Below are 12,523 nucleotides of genomic sequence, written 5' to 3' on the forward strand. Positions count from 1 at the left end.
ACCGCATGGAAATCATCATCCTTCCCACCCCGGCCGACGTAGCCCGCACGGCTGCAGACGCTATCGAGGAACAGGTCCGCCGCGGCCCGTGCGTCCTGGGACTGGCCACCGGGTCCACCCCTTTGGGCACTTACCAGGAGCTCATTGAACGGCACCGGACCAGCGGACTGAGCTTCGCCCAGGCCCAGGCGTTCCTCCTCGACGAATATGTGGGCCTGCCCAGCGCGCACCCGCAGTCCTACCATTCCGTGATCCGGGACGAGTTCACCGCCAGCGTGGATTTCGGTGCGGGCGCAGTGCACGGCCTGGACGGCATGTCGGAGGATCTGCAGGCCGAGGCTGAGCAGTACGAGGCGCGGATTGCCGCCGCGGGAGGGGTGGACATCCAGATCCTGGGCATCGGCACGGACGGGCATGTGGGCTTCAATGAACCCATGTCCTCGCTGGGCTCCCGCACCCGGATCAAGACGCTCACCCGGCAGACGCGGCAGGACAACGCCCGCTTCTTCGACTCCGCGGACGATGTCCCGGACCACGTCCTGACCCAGGGGCTGGGCACCATCCGCGAGGCCCGGCACCTGCTGCTGCTCGCCATGGGCGAGGCCAAGGCGCAGGCCATCGCAGCCGCCGTCGAGGGCCCTGTCGCCGCCATCTGCCCGGCGTCCGCGCTCCAGCTGCACCCGCACGTCTCGGTCCTGGTGGATGAGGCAGCGGCCTCGCGGCTGGGCCACCGGGACTACTACACGGACACGTTTGGACGGAAGCCGGCGTGGCAGGGGCTCTGAGCACGGGCCAGGGCTCGCCGGTAGCTGCTGTCAGCCGGCCGCAGCTGGAGCTTGCCGTGGAGAATGCCGACGGCGTCAGGCTGGCTGCCGCCGTCGGCGCGGCCCGCGTTGAACTTTGCGCAGCCCTCGCCCAGACCGAGGGCATCACGCCCAGCATCGGCATGGTTGAACATGCCTGCCGTATTGGGCTCCCCGTCCACGTCCTGGTGCGGCCGCGCCCTGGCAACTTCACCTACTCCAGTGGCGAACTCGACGTCATTGAGCGCGACGTGGCCGCTGCCCTGGCCGCCGGTGCGGCCGGCGTGGTGATAGGCGTGCTCGGGTCCGACGGCGGGCCGGATGTACCTGCACTCCGCCTCATCGTTGCAGCGGCACGCCGCTCCAACCCGTCAGCGGAAATCACGTTCCACCGGGCATTCGATGCTGCCCTGGCGGCCGGCACCGACCCTGCTGACGCGCTGTCCCGGCTCCAGCAGGCAGGCGTGGACCGCGTCCTGACCAGCGGCGGCAGTCCCGACTGCTCTGCCGGCCTCAGCATGCTGGGCCGTTTGGTTGAGTTGGGACGCACGCACGCGCCGTCGGTACAGATCATGGCGGGCGGAGGAGTGACGCTGGAGCTGGTACCGTCGCTGCTCGGCGCCGGCGTCCATGCCGTGCACGCCTCGGCGCGGCCGCGCCGGGCGGGGAGCTCGGGCATGGACCGCGCAGATGCTGCCGATCCTGGGCTGGCAGCCCGGCTGGCGGCAGCAATGACTATCGGAGGCCTGGAACCATGAGTACTGATGCGATACTTCGTGGCCGCATCGTCACGGGAAGCATGGACGTCCCCGACGGCATCGTGGCGTTCGACGGCGGCGTGATCACCTATGCCGGACCGGCGTCGGGATTTGCTGGGCTTGGCTTGGACGTTGGTAAGGGCGCCGGGACGGACCGTACCTTGGCCGGGGCGGCCGGGCGCATCCTGATGCCCGGGCTGGTGGACCTGCATTGCCATGGGGCGCTGGGGTCGGACTTCTCCGAAGGATCCGCCGAAGGTGCCCGGTCAGCGGCCCGGTATCTGCACAGCCGCGGAACCACCACGCTGCTGGCCAGCCTGGTCACGGGATCGCCGGAAAACCTGGTCCGGAACCTCACAGTCCTGCGCGATGTGGCCGATGACGGGCTGATCGCCGGTTCCCATCTGGAGGGCCCCTTCCTCGCTTCGGGGCAGTGCGGCGCCCATGATCCGGCGCTGCTGCGTGAACCCGACTCCGGGCTGGTGGCCCGCCTGTTTGAGGCTGCCGGGTCCTCGCTGGCGTCCATGACGCTGGCAGCTGAGCTTCCTGGCGCTGCGAGCCTGGTGGACATGCTCACTGCGCGGGGAACCATTCCATCCCTGGGCCACACTGCGGCGGACCACGGCACCGCGGTTTCCTTCCTGGAACAGTCAGCCGCAGGACTGGCCGGGCCAGGGAATTCCACCGGGCGGGCCCGCCCCACTGTCACGCACCTGTTTAACGCGATGCCCAGCCTGCATCACCGCTCCCCCGGCCCGGTAGCGGCCAGCATCAGTGCGGCCCATGCCGGGAAGGCGGTGGTAGAGCTGATTGCAGACGGAGTTCATCTGGCGCCCGAAACCGTCAAGATGGTGTTCGAGCTGGTGGGAGCGGAAAACATCGCACTGGTGACCGACGCGATGGCCGCCACAGGCCTGCAGGATGGCCAATACCGTCTGGGCACGCTGGCTGTCACAGTGGACCAGGGCGTGGCCAGGGTGGACAACACGGGGGCAATTGCCGGCGGAACCGCTACCCTGCTGGACGTTGTCCGGTCCACGGTGGCAGCAGGTGTCCCCCTGCAGGATGCGGTCCGCGCGGCGACGGCCGTGCCTGCCTCCGTACTGGGACTGTCGCAGCAAGTGGGCGATTTCCACGCCGGCATGCGGGCGGACGTCGTCATTGTTGACCGGGACCTGGATCTTGCCGGAGTCCTGCGCGGTGGTAAGTGGGTCACACCGCTGGATCACTGAGTCACACCGCTGGAGTAGCGCCGCCTTGTTGCCTGAACCCTAAATGTCAGACCCTCCCATGAGGATGGATTCATGGAAGGCAATTCGGCGGTGGTGGAGGCTGAGGCGGCGGTTGACGCTTCTGTGGCTGCTTTTGCGGCGGTGCTCGCGGGCGGCGGTACTGCTGCTTCCGGCACGGCTGTTTCCGGTCATGGCGCCGCTGGGCCTGATGCCAGCGCTGGCGGGGCTGATGATGATCCGTTGCAGCGGGTTGCTGATGGGGCGTTGGATGTTCTTGCCGGGGTGGCCCGGTCGGAGGCGAAGCTGGCGGCATTGAAGGCGCAGGCGGTTCAGGTGCTCGCTGCCGCCACGGGCCTGCTGAACGGACCACCGTCCTCACCACATGAGGCCACGGCCCAGCAGCGGAGCCTGGTGGCGGAGGTCGGGTGCGCACTGGTGATCAGTGACCGGGCCGCCGGTGCCCTGTTGGCCGAGTCCCACGCCCTGACCACGTCCCTGCCCCGGACCCTCGCAGCGTTGCAGGGCGGCTCGATTTCCTGGGCGCATGCCCGGGGGATGGCAGAGGAGGCTGCCACGCTTGACCCGGCCGGCGCCGCGGCCCTGGAGGCCCACTTCCTGGATCCGGACACGCCCAGGCCCGTCAATGTGGCCGCGATGGGGGAGATGCCGGCCTACCGGTTCAAGGCCAAGGCCAGGACCTGGCGCGAACGCCACCACCCGGAATCGATCGAGAAGCGCCACGCCAAGGGTGTGGCGGACCGGCGGGTGGAGTGCAGGCCGGACCAGGACGGCATGGCCTGGCTTTCGGCCTACCTCCCCGCGGACCAGGCGATGGCGGGCTGGAACCGGCTCAACGCCCTCGCCCGGGCCGCACAAGGACCCGACGAGCCCCGGACCCTCACCCAGATCCGGGCAGACGATTTCGCCGAAGCGATCCTCACCAGCGGCACCGGTCGCGGTAATGGAGACAGCTCCCGCCTTCATACAGGCAACAGCGAATGGGTGAGTACAGGCAACGGCGACGGGTTGGGTACCAACGACGGGGCGGGTGCCGGGATGGATCCCGCCGGGCTGTCGTCGCCGGTCCGGGCGCAGGTCCTCGTCATGGTGCCGGTATTCGCGCTGATGGGCCTGACGGATGAGCCGGCCATGCTGGACGGCTTCGGGCCCATCCCGGCGTCCATGGCCCGGGAGCTCGTTGCGAACGGTGCTGATTCGTTCCACCGCGTCCTCGTCGACCCGCGGGACGGGGCGCCGCTGGAGATCGGGCGGACCAGCTACCGGGTCACCAAAGCCATGCGGAACTGGCTCCGAATGCGGGACGGCAAATGCCCCTTCCCCGGCTGCAACAACAACTCGTTGGACAACGAGGCAGACCACCTCCTGGCTTGGCATAAAGGCGGCAGCACAAACCTGGGCCAACCCTGCCCGAAACACCACAAACTCCGACACACCAGCGGCTGGACACCAACACCAGCCACCAAAACCGAACCACCGGGCTGGACCTCACCGTCCGGGCGCCACTACAAAAGCGAACACCAGGACTGGGAACCACCCCACTGGCCGGAAACTGTCATATCGGCCCTGCCGGCGGGGTTGAATCCGGGGGAGCATCACACCGGGCAAGCCCCCGGCGTACTGCCCTACCCGCCCATGCCCGGCGCGTGTGCCTGCCCTGCCGCAGACCTCCCATACCCGGAACCACCACCGGAGGAACCTGAAGATGACAACCTCATAGACCTGGACGACATACCCGCGGACGACCCCCTATGGGAGGACTTCTACGCCCTGCCGCCCGTCCTGCCCCAATACCCCCTGAGTGACTGGGACCCTCAGAGTAACTGGGACCCCATCAGGGACCGGGACCCGGCACTGACCTAGCCGGCAAATGCCCACAGACACGGGCAGCCGGGGACGGGGGTCAACAGCCCCAAGCCGGGAAGACGGCCCAAGCACCGCCCCAAACCCCAGGAACCCGAGCCAGCAGACGCGAACCAGGAAACGCGTGTCAGGAGCGCAGGGCTGACCTACACCCGGGAGGGACACAGACCCTGCCCAGCGGCCCAAGCACATGCCGGACGAGCGCCTCAGACGAGCGTCTACTCAGCCCCGGGCAGGCAAACTTCCACCATGCCGCCGCTCGTGCGCGTCTCAAAGAGTGGCTGTTTCGCGGTGGCAGGGCCAGCCTGCACTTCCCCCGTCCGCAGCGAGAAGGTGCTTCCGTGCCAGGGGCACACAACGCACGGATCGCCACCGTCACCAGGGCCGCCATTCTGGCTGACCCTGTCCTGGAGCCTGCCGCCCTTGATCTTGCCTTCGTGCAGCGGCCCGGAGAGGTGGCTGCAGACATCGGACAATACGCTGACGGCATCCCGCTCCCGATAGGCAAGCAGCGGAATCTCGGCCACAACAATCTTGTGGAGCTTCCCATCGGGCAGTTCAGCCAGCGGCGCCAGCGGATGCCATCCGCTCGGGAAGCGGTGCGGGATGTCCTCGCTGTGGTTCACGCCCGCGGCCTGCCGGTACGTGAGATGGCCGCCCAGGAAACCGCCTGCACCCACAACGGCAAGGCCAAGGTAAGCAAGCATCTTGCCTCCTCCCCGGCTGCCCCGGGCTCGGGCAACCAAGGAGGCAGCATAGAGGCCCGTGGCCGTGATGTTGGCGGCAGCATGAACCAGCCCCACCCGCTGCTGTTGAGGGTGCAGTTGCGTCCAGTCGGTAAAGCCGGCCACCGCGGAAGGCACAGCGGCGCCGGTGCCCACGCCGATCAGGAGCGCGGACGCCCTGTCGTTACCTGGCAAGGCGTCCAGCACGGCAGCGGATATCCATGCGCCCATTGGCACCTGGACCGCAAGCGGATGGACGGGATGTCCAATGGGAACTCCATGCAGGACGTCGCGCGCCCACTTTGGACGGATGGCCCGTTTCACCACTTTCCGGATCTTTTTGGAAACGGGGTCCAGCCACTCGGCGTCTTCCAGGCGGGTAACAAGTTCCAGTGCAGGCAGCGGCTTCATGTGTCTCCCTTACCCCTTTGCTCCATGTCCAGTCGATGCCGGGAAGCTTACTTGCCGGGGCAGGCGCAGCACAGTGCCTCAAGTTAAGAACCCTGCAAGCGCAGACAGCTACCGGAGCGAGAGCTAACGGAGCGGGGAACCCAGCACCGTGAACTGGTTGCCGCCCATTTCACCGGTGAGCAGGGGCATGGCTTCTTCAATCGCCGCCTGCACGCTCTCCAGCTCCAGGGAAGCCCGGTGCGCCTCCGGCGATTCCCACAGCTCACAAACAAACACGGTGTCCGGCACGGCGTCATTCACGCCCACTTCGTAGAGCAGGCAGCCTGCTTCCTTCAGCCCGGCCATGGGCCGGACCAGGATTGAGAGCACGGCATCGCGCTGGCCCGGCTTGGTTTCGAGGCTTCCCACATTCGCAAAGGTCATAGGGACAGTGTGCAGCACCGGGGCGGCAAACCCGGAGGCTATCTCACGGCCGGCGCTGACGCCCCCAGAGGTGAGGCTTCGACGGCGGTCCCCTCGGCCAAGCCGCCCGGCACCGGGGCTCCTGCTGGCGCCAAGGCCGCATCCGTCGTCGTGGTTTCACCGGCAAAGGCGCGGAGCATGGCCGCACGGTCAAACTGGCCTTCCCACTTGGCCACGACGAAGGTGGCGACGCAGTTGCCCAACAGGTTCACCACCACGCGCATGGAGTCCATCAGCCGGTCTGCGCCCAGGAGGAGCGCGACGCCGGCCACGGGGAAGATTCCCAACGCACCCGCCGTGGCGGATAGGGCCAGGAACGCCGATCCGGGGACGCCGGCCATGCCCTTGGACGTCAGTATGAGGACGCCCAGAGCGGCCAACTGTTGGCCGAGGTCCAGGTTGTATCCGAAGGCCTGAGCCAGGAACAGCAGCGAGATGGACAGGTACAGCGCGGCCATCGAGGTTGAGGGAGTACCCGGTGGGGAAATGCCGGTGCCTGTTCGTTGGAGACGGCGGCACAAAGGATGCCGCAGGGTCACGAGCAACATTAGGACGGCATGTTTCCGGGAAGATAAATCCCTAGTGCGGAACTATTAATCCTCCTGGTCCAAGAGCCGGGAAGTATGCCGGCTGTTCGTAATCCGGCGGCCCAGCCGCGAACAACGGCGGTTCAGTCCGCAGCCTGCAGCGCCGCGCGCTGGACCACGACCGTTCCGCTGGACGTGGTGTCCTCGTTCAGCATCCAGCCCACCCGCTTGACCGTCCGCAGCATCACCACGCTTTCCACCAGGTGTATGCCCGGAACCTTTTGCTGGAGGGCAAGTTCGGCAGTCATGACGTCCGCAAGGGACTGCAGCCACATGATGATCACGAAGTTGGTGTGCCCGGTGGTGGACGCGCTCAGCCGCACGTTTTTTATGGTCCGGATGGCGGCGGCCGCTTCCTCGTGCTGCCCTGCCGGAACGTTGGCGAACCACTGGCACGTCACCGGATAGGAGGAGTACGCCTGGGCGATTTCGCACCGGAACAACAGGATCCCGCTGGCCAGCACCCGGTTGAGCTGCCGCTGCACCGTTGCCGGACGCCGCCCCAACTCCCGCGCTATCTGGGCCGCGGTTGCCCTGCCGTCGCGGGCCAGGAACGGCAGCAGGTCCAGGTGGCTTTGCGGGAGCTGCCCCGCCTCCACCTGCTGCGCATCCGGGCCGCCCTGGTGCCCGAGCGTCCTGAGCAGTGCCAGCTGCGGCTTGCTCAGGATGTTCAGCCGCCACTCGTCGGCGCTGGTGTGAAGCCGGGTGCACAGGGCAGCCTGGTACTTGATGAGCCCCTCGATGTTCTTCAGCTGGGCGACCACCGTTGTGCTGAACTCCTCCAGCGACCTGGTGATCACAGTCAGCATAAGGTCCCGGTTGCTTGCAGCCTCCTCCACGGTCACGATCCCCGGGATACCCGCCAACTGGCCCGTCACACTGTCCCTCAGGTTCATGTCACAGTCCACCGCCACAAAGGCGAGGAGCATCTGTTTCGGATCCCCCGCCAGGTGCGCCGTCACCCACGCGGCACCGCTTGAGGTCAGCCGTTCCCAGCGGGCGGCCAAGGTGGTGGCGTGCACCCCCAGCACCTTGGAGGCGTCCGCCCAGCCAAGCCTCGGGTACGTCTGCAGCACCTGGATAAGGGCCAGGTCTTCCTCACTGAGTTCCATCGCTTCCCCCTAACAAACGTATGAATCCTGCGAAACGTAGCTTCCAGGAGGATATTTCGAGCGCTTTCTCTTGATGTGAGTTGCGCCACTCCAGAATAGTCCACAGACCCGGAAAGCTGAGCCCAGGAGTAACAAGTGCCCGCAATTGAAGACGCCAAGGAACTGCAGGGGGACCTCACCCGCCTCCGCCACGACCTTCACCGGCACCCCGAAATCGGGCTGCACCTGCCGCGGACCCAGGAGAAAGTCCTCCAGGCCCTCGACGGGCTTCCGTTCGAGATCACCCTGGGCAGGGAAACCACCTCCGTCACCGCGGTGCTTCGCGGAGGCAAGGCCGCCGCAGGAACCACCGGCACCCATCGGCCTGCGGTGCTCCTCCGCGCGGACATGGACGGACTTCCCGTGCAGGAGAAGACGGGCGTGGAGTTCTCTTCACAGGCGGACGGCGCCATGCACGCCTGCGGCCACGATCTGCACACCTCGATGCTCGCCGGAGCCGCCAACCTCCTCGCCGAGAAGCAGCACCAGCTGCAGGGCGACGTCGTCCTCATGTTCCAGCCCGGCGAAGAAGGCTGCGACGGCGCCAGCTACATGATCCGCGAAGGCGTCCTGGATGCCGCCGGAACCCGCGTGCAGGCGGCCTACGGGATGCATGTGTTTTCCTCCCTCGAGCCCCACGGCACCTTCTGCACCAAGCCCGGCGTGATGCTGAGCGCCTCGGACGGACTGGAAATCACCATCCTTGGCGCAGGCGGCCACGGTTCCGCTCCGCATGCTGCAAAGGATCCCGTCACAGTGGCTGCCGAAATGGTCACCGCCCTGCAGGTCATGGTGACCCGGCAGTTCAACATGTTCGATCCCGTGGTGCTCTCAGTGGGGGTGCTGCATGCCGGCACCAAGCGGAACATCATCCCAGAGACCGCCCGCATCGAGGCGACGGTCCGCACGTTCTCCGAAGCTTCCCGGCTGAGGATGATGGAGGCCGTGCCGCGCCTTCTCAAGGGAATAGCGGCAGCCCATGGCGTGGAGGTCCACGTGGACTACCAGGAGGAATACCCGCTCACCATCACCAATGAGGACGAAACGCACACGGCCGAGAAGGTCATTTCGGGATTGTTCGGCGAGCGCCGTCTTTCGCGCTGGGCCACTCCCCTGAGCGGTTCCGAAGACTTCTCCCGGGTACTGGCTGAAGTGCCGGGCACCTTCGTCGGCCTCAGCGCCGTCGCCCCTGGCGGCGATCCGGCCACCTCACCGTTCAACCACTCCCCGTACGCAACGTTCGACGACGGCGTGCTGGCTGATGGAGCCGCGCTCTACACCGAACTGGCCACCTCGCGCCTTGCCGCGCTGGCGGCGGCGGCCTGACCCGCCGTCGTCCTTCCCATCCCCATCCTCTTCACCACGAACCCGAGGAAGTAAGCATGTCCATTGCAGTAACCAAGCAGCAGACTGGACGCGTGTCCACTACCAAGACCATCGTCGGAACCGGCATCGGCAACGCTGTCGAATGGTACGACTGGGCCATCTACGCCACCTTCACGCCCTTCATCGCCAGCCAGCTCTTCAGCAAGGCCGACCCCGCGTCGGCCGTGCTGTCCACCCTGGCGATTTTCGCCGTCGGCTTCGTAGCACGGCCTTTCGGCGGCTTCCTTTTCGGCTGGATTGGCGACAGGGTGGGCCGCAAGACGTCGATGACCCTCGCCGTCGGACTCGCGTCGCTGGGCAGCCTGATGATCGGCATCGCGCCGACCTTCGCCAGCATTGGCGCCTGGGCGTCCCTCATGCTGCTCGTGGCACGGCTCATCCAGGGCCTGGCGCACGGCGGTGAACTGCCGTCGTCGCAGACCTACCTGTCCGAGATGGCCCCCAAGGAACACCGCGGATTCTGGGCCACACTGATCTACACCTCCGGAACCGTGGGCATCCTGTTCGGCACCCTGCTGGGCGCCGTCCTCAACATGGCCCTGACTGCTGATGCCATGAACGCCTGGGGCTGGCGCATCCCCTTCCTGCTGGGCGCGGCCATGGGGCTGTATGCACTGATCATGCGGTCACGGCTGCACGAAACCGACGCGTTCGAGGGCGAATCGCTGGCCGAAAAGCGGGCTCCGCTCTGGCCGCAGATTGTCCGCCACCGCAAGCAGGCGCTCCAGGTCATCGGCCTCACGGTTGGACTTACCGTCATCTACTACGTCTGGGGAGTCGTGGCTCCCAGCTATGCCACCACCGCCCTGAAGATCGACCGCGGCGAGGCACTCTGGGCCGCCGTCATCGCCAACATCGTCTTCATCGCAGCGCTTCCTTTCTGGGGGAAGCTGTCCGACCGCATCGGGCGCAAAAAGGTCCTGTGGTCCGGGGCCATCGGCTCCGCGCTGATGCACTTCCCCATGACCTGGCTGCTCAAGGATTCAGCCTGGCAGCTGGCAGTAGGCATGTCCGTGATGCTGATTTTCATCGCTGCGAGCGCCGCGATTGTCCCGGCTGTTTACGCCGAACTGTTCCCGACGTCCATCCGCACCGTTGGCGTGGGGGTGCCGTACTCCATCTGCGTGGCAGTGTTCGGTGGCACCGCCCCCTACCTGCAGCAGTGGCTCGGAACCACCATGGGCATGCCACAGCTGTTCAATATTTACGCGGTTGTGCTGCTGGTGGTCAGTGCGGCCTTCGTGTTCACCATTCCCGAGACGAAGGGCAAGGACCTGACGCACTAGGCGCGGGTGGGAGCGCAACCAAAAAGGGTAGACACCACCCTAGCGCGGGCCGAAATGCAGGAGCAGGATTGAACTACCGGATCACGACATTCAATGAGGCCGGACATACGCCCCCACTAGCAGGGCGCACTTTGAAATTGGGGCGGGCAGGCTGCGGCCGCCACGCTGATCGCGATGCTCAGCCGGCGCGTGCCTGCTCGCCCCACATGGGGAATCGCACCCTTACAAAATTGTGAACCGCATCCTTATCAGGAGCACAAATGTCCATCACTCCATCAACAGGAATCCGCTCAACCCGGGCCAGGATCGCCCTGGTCCCGCTTCTCTCACTGGGCCTGCTCGGGAGCTCCGTGGCGTTCGCCGGCCCGGCCTTGGGGCATGACGACCGGCGTGACGACCGGCACGGCTGTAAGGTCAAGCCGCTGGATCCCAAGGACCTCCGCGGCAACAGGGTCGACTTCAAGATCGAAGTCAAATGCGACGACAAGGACGGCAAGAAGGACAGCAAGAAGACTGTCCATATCCGCCAACTCCGCTACGAGGACGAGAAAGGTCCGCGGCGCACGGACGACTTCCTGGGCCGTTCACACTTCTACGAGGAATTCAATAAGAACCACGACGATGCCAGGATCATCCACAGCGTTGACAAGGTGCGCAACCTGGACCGCCGTGGCGCCGAAGAGGTCTACCACATGGTCTCCTTCCGTGTGCAGAAGGGCAACGGGGACTGGTCTGACTGGACCAAGTGGGAGATGAGCGAAATAGTGAAAGTTGAGGTGCGGCACTAAACGCACCAAGACCGTTCCAGACAAAATGACGCAGAAGAGCCAGGGGCCGCCACCCCTGGCTCTTCTGCGTGCAGCTCCGCCAGCTCAGCGCACCCGGGCAGGCTGCGCCCCTTGACGCACCACCCCCTCCTTCCCTACACTTTTCATAAAGCAGAATCTAAATTCCACAGAGCGGAAAGTTTGAAAGACTGGAAGCAGGGGAAGATGGATCAAAGCCCTCCTTGGAAGGACCTACGATGACGTACACAGTGAACTGCTCCATCCTCCTCACGGAGCTGCCCCTGCTCGAGCGCCCTGCCGCAGCCAAGGCAGCCGGCTTTGACGCTGTCGAGTTCTGGTGGCCGTTTGAGAGCTCCGTCCCGTCCGACGCCCAGGTCACCGAATTCGAGAACGCCATCCAGGACGCCGGCGTTCAGCTCACCGGCCTGAACTTCAACGCGGGCAACATGCCCGGCGGCGACCGCGGACTGGTCTCCTGGAAGGGACGCTGCTCCGAGTTCAAGGACAACATCGACGTCGTGGCCGGCATCGGCCAACGCCTGGGCTGCAAAGCCTTCAACGCCCTCTACGGCAACCGGCAGGACGAGTTCACTCCCGAGGAGCAGGACGAACTGGCGGTCAAGAACCTCGCCGCAGCGGCCGAAGGCGTCGCCCGAATCGGCGGGACAGTCCTCCTGGAGCCGGTCAGCGGTGCACCCAAGTACCCGCTCCTCACCGCTGCCGACGCCCTCAAGGTCATCGCCCGCGTGAAGGCCGAGGCCGGCGTCGGCAACATCAAGCTCCTCGCCGACTTCTACCACCTCGCAGTCAACGGCGACGATGTGGCAGCTGTCATCGAAAACCACGCCAGGGACTTCGGCCACATCCAGATCGCGGACAACCCCGGCCGTGGCGCCCCCGGCACCGGCACCCTCCCCCTCGGCGAGTGGATCGCCCGCAGCCGCGAACTCGGCTACGAGGGCTACATCGGCCTCGAGTACAAGGAACCGCAGGAAACGGCCTTCAGCTGGGCCATCCGCCAGCGCGTCAGCCAGTAATCCCCACCCGCCCAAC

Annotated in this window: 11 protein-coding genes and 1 pseudogene; 8 read left to right on the plus strand and 4 right to left on the minus strand. The window is 66.1% G+C overall.

Annotated features, from left to right (window positions below; genetic code table 11):
* The first annotated feature begins 5 nt into the window (after window positions 1-5).
* The 4 genes from nagB (at window position 6) to ABRP28_RS13030 (ending at window position 4,674) form a co-directional block, all read left to right on the plus strand.
* A complete protein-coding gene (gene nagB, locus ABRP28_RS13015; protein ID WP_350005362.1) occupies window positions 6-785 on the plus strand; it encodes a glucosamine-6-phosphate deaminase in 780 nt (259 codons plus the stop codon).
* On the plus strand, window positions 770-1,561 hold the full coding sequence (locus ABRP28_RS13020; protein ID WP_350005359.1) for a copper homeostasis protein CutC: 792 nt from the start codon (window positions 770-772) through the stop codon (window positions 1,559-1,561). Before nagB ends, ABRP28_RS13020 begins: the two co-directional genes overlap by 16 nt.
* Window positions 1,558-2,793: an amidohydrolase family protein gene (locus tag ABRP28_RS13025; RefSeq protein ID WP_350005357.1), complete on the plus strand. Its 1,236-nt coding sequence runs from the start codon at window positions 1,558-1,560 to the stop codon at window positions 2,791-2,793. Before ABRP28_RS13020 ends, ABRP28_RS13025 begins: the two co-directional genes overlap by 4 nt.
* A 72-nt stretch (window positions 2,794-2,865) precedes the next feature.
* Window positions 2,866-4,674, plus strand: coding sequence for a DUF222 domain-containing protein (locus tag ABRP28_RS13030; protein ID WP_350005355.1), 1,809 nt, complete (start codon window positions 2,866-2,868; stop codon window positions 4,672-4,674).
* A gap of 218 nt (window positions 4,675-4,892) precedes the next feature.
* On the opposite strand, the gene ABRP28_RS13035 is transcribed toward ABRP28_RS13030, so the two are convergent.
* The 4 genes and pseudogenes from ABRP28_RS13035 to ABRP28_RS13050 form a co-directional block, all read right to left on the minus strand.
* The gene (locus tag ABRP28_RS13035; RefSeq protein WP_350005353.1) at window positions 4,893-5,810 is read right to left on the minus strand and encodes a Rieske 2Fe-2S domain-containing protein; all 918 of its coding nucleotides are present in this window, start codon (window positions 5,808-5,810) and stop codon (window positions 4,893-4,895) included.
* A gap of 123 nt (window positions 5,811-5,933) precedes the next feature.
* Entirely contained in the window at window positions 5,934-6,233 is a 300-nt protein-coding gene (locus tag ABRP28_RS13040; RefSeq protein WP_231453788.1) for a putative quinol monooxygenase, read from the minus strand.
* A gap of 38 nt (window positions 6,234-6,271) precedes the next feature.
* Window positions 6,272-6,755, minus strand: a pseudogene (locus tag ABRP28_RS13045) (cation:dicarboxylate symporter family transporter); the annotation flags it as partial.
* 187 nt (window positions 6,756-6,942) lie between these two features.
* Window positions 6,943-7,971 (minus strand): Lrp/AsnC family transcriptional regulator, encoded by a 1,029-nt coding sequence (locus tag ABRP28_RS13050; protein ID WP_350005349.1) that lies wholly within the window; start codon window positions 7,969-7,971, stop codon window positions 6,943-6,945.
* Window positions 7,972-8,106: 135 nt separating this feature from the next.
* On the opposite strand from ABRP28_RS13050, the gene ABRP28_RS13055 reads away from it, so the two are divergent.
* The 4 genes from ABRP28_RS13055 to ABRP28_RS13070 all read left to right on the plus strand — a co-directional run bounded on the left by ABRP28_RS13055 (window position 8,107) and on the right by ABRP28_RS13070 (window position 12,507).
* Entirely contained in the window at window positions 8,107-9,336 is a 1,230-nt protein-coding gene (locus tag ABRP28_RS13055) for a M20 family metallopeptidase (RefSeq protein ID WP_350005347.1), read from the plus strand.
* A gap of 56 nt (window positions 9,337-9,392) precedes the next feature.
* The gene (locus ABRP28_RS13060) at window positions 9,393-10,682 is read left to right on the plus strand and encodes an MFS transporter (protein WP_350005345.1); all 1,290 of its coding nucleotides are present in this window, start codon (window positions 9,393-9,395) and stop codon (window positions 10,680-10,682) included.
* Between the two features lie 260 nt (window positions 10,683-10,942).
* Window positions 10,943-11,470: a hypothetical protein gene (locus ABRP28_RS13065; RefSeq protein ID WP_350005343.1), complete on the plus strand. Its 528-nt coding sequence runs from the start codon at window positions 10,943-10,945 to the stop codon at window positions 11,468-11,470.
* Between the two features lie 236 nt (window positions 11,471-11,706).
* Window positions 11,707-12,507: a TIM barrel protein gene (locus ABRP28_RS13070; RefSeq protein ID WP_350005342.1), complete on the plus strand. Its 801-nt coding sequence runs from the start codon at window positions 11,707-11,709 to the stop codon at window positions 12,505-12,507.
* Window positions 12,508-12,523 lie beyond the last annotated feature (16 nt).

It is taken from the genome of Pseudarthrobacter sp. WHRI 8279, assembly GCF_040224115.2.
GTDB lineage: Bacteria > Actinomycetota > Actinomycetes > Actinomycetales > Micrococcaceae > Arthrobacter.

What these genes read in the sequence shown, in the direction of transcription:
- ABRP28_RS13065 (WP_350005343.1), top strand. Translation starts at nt 10,943, where the DNA reads ATGTCCATCACTCCATCAACAGGAATCCGCTCAACCCGGGCCAGGATC.
- ABRP28_RS13025 (WP_350005357.1), top strand. Translation starts at nt 1,558, where the DNA reads ATGAGTACTGATGCGATACTTCGTGGCCGCATCGTCACGGGAAGCATG.
- ABRP28_RS13050 (WP_350005349.1), bottom strand. Translation starts at nt 7,971, where the DNA reads ATGGAACTCAGTGAGGAAGACCTGGCCCTTATCCAGGTGCTGCAGACG.
- ABRP28_RS13070 (WP_350005342.1), top strand. Translation starts at nt 11,707, where the DNA reads ATGACGTACACAGTGAACTGCTCCATCCTCCTCACGGAGCTGCCCCTG.
- nagB (WP_350005362.1), top strand. Translation starts at nt 6, where the DNA reads ATGGAAATCATCATCCTTCCCACCCCGGCCGACGTAGCCCGCACGGCT.
- ABRP28_RS13035 (WP_350005353.1), bottom strand. Translation starts at nt 5,810, where the DNA reads ATGAAGCCGCTGCCTGCACTGGAACTTGTTACCCGCCTGGAAGACGCC.
- ABRP28_RS13040 (WP_231453788.1), bottom strand. Translation starts at nt 6,233, where the DNA reads ATGACCTTTGCGAATGTGGGAAGCCTCGAAACCAAGCCGGGCCAGCGC.
- ABRP28_RS13060 (WP_350005345.1), top strand. Translation starts at nt 9,393, where the DNA reads ATGTCCATTGCAGTAACCAAGCAGCAGACTGGACGCGTGTCCACTACC.
- ABRP28_RS13030 (WP_350005355.1), top strand. Translation starts at nt 2,866, where the DNA reads ATGGAAGGCAATTCGGCGGTGGTGGAGGCTGAGGCGGCGGTTGACGCT.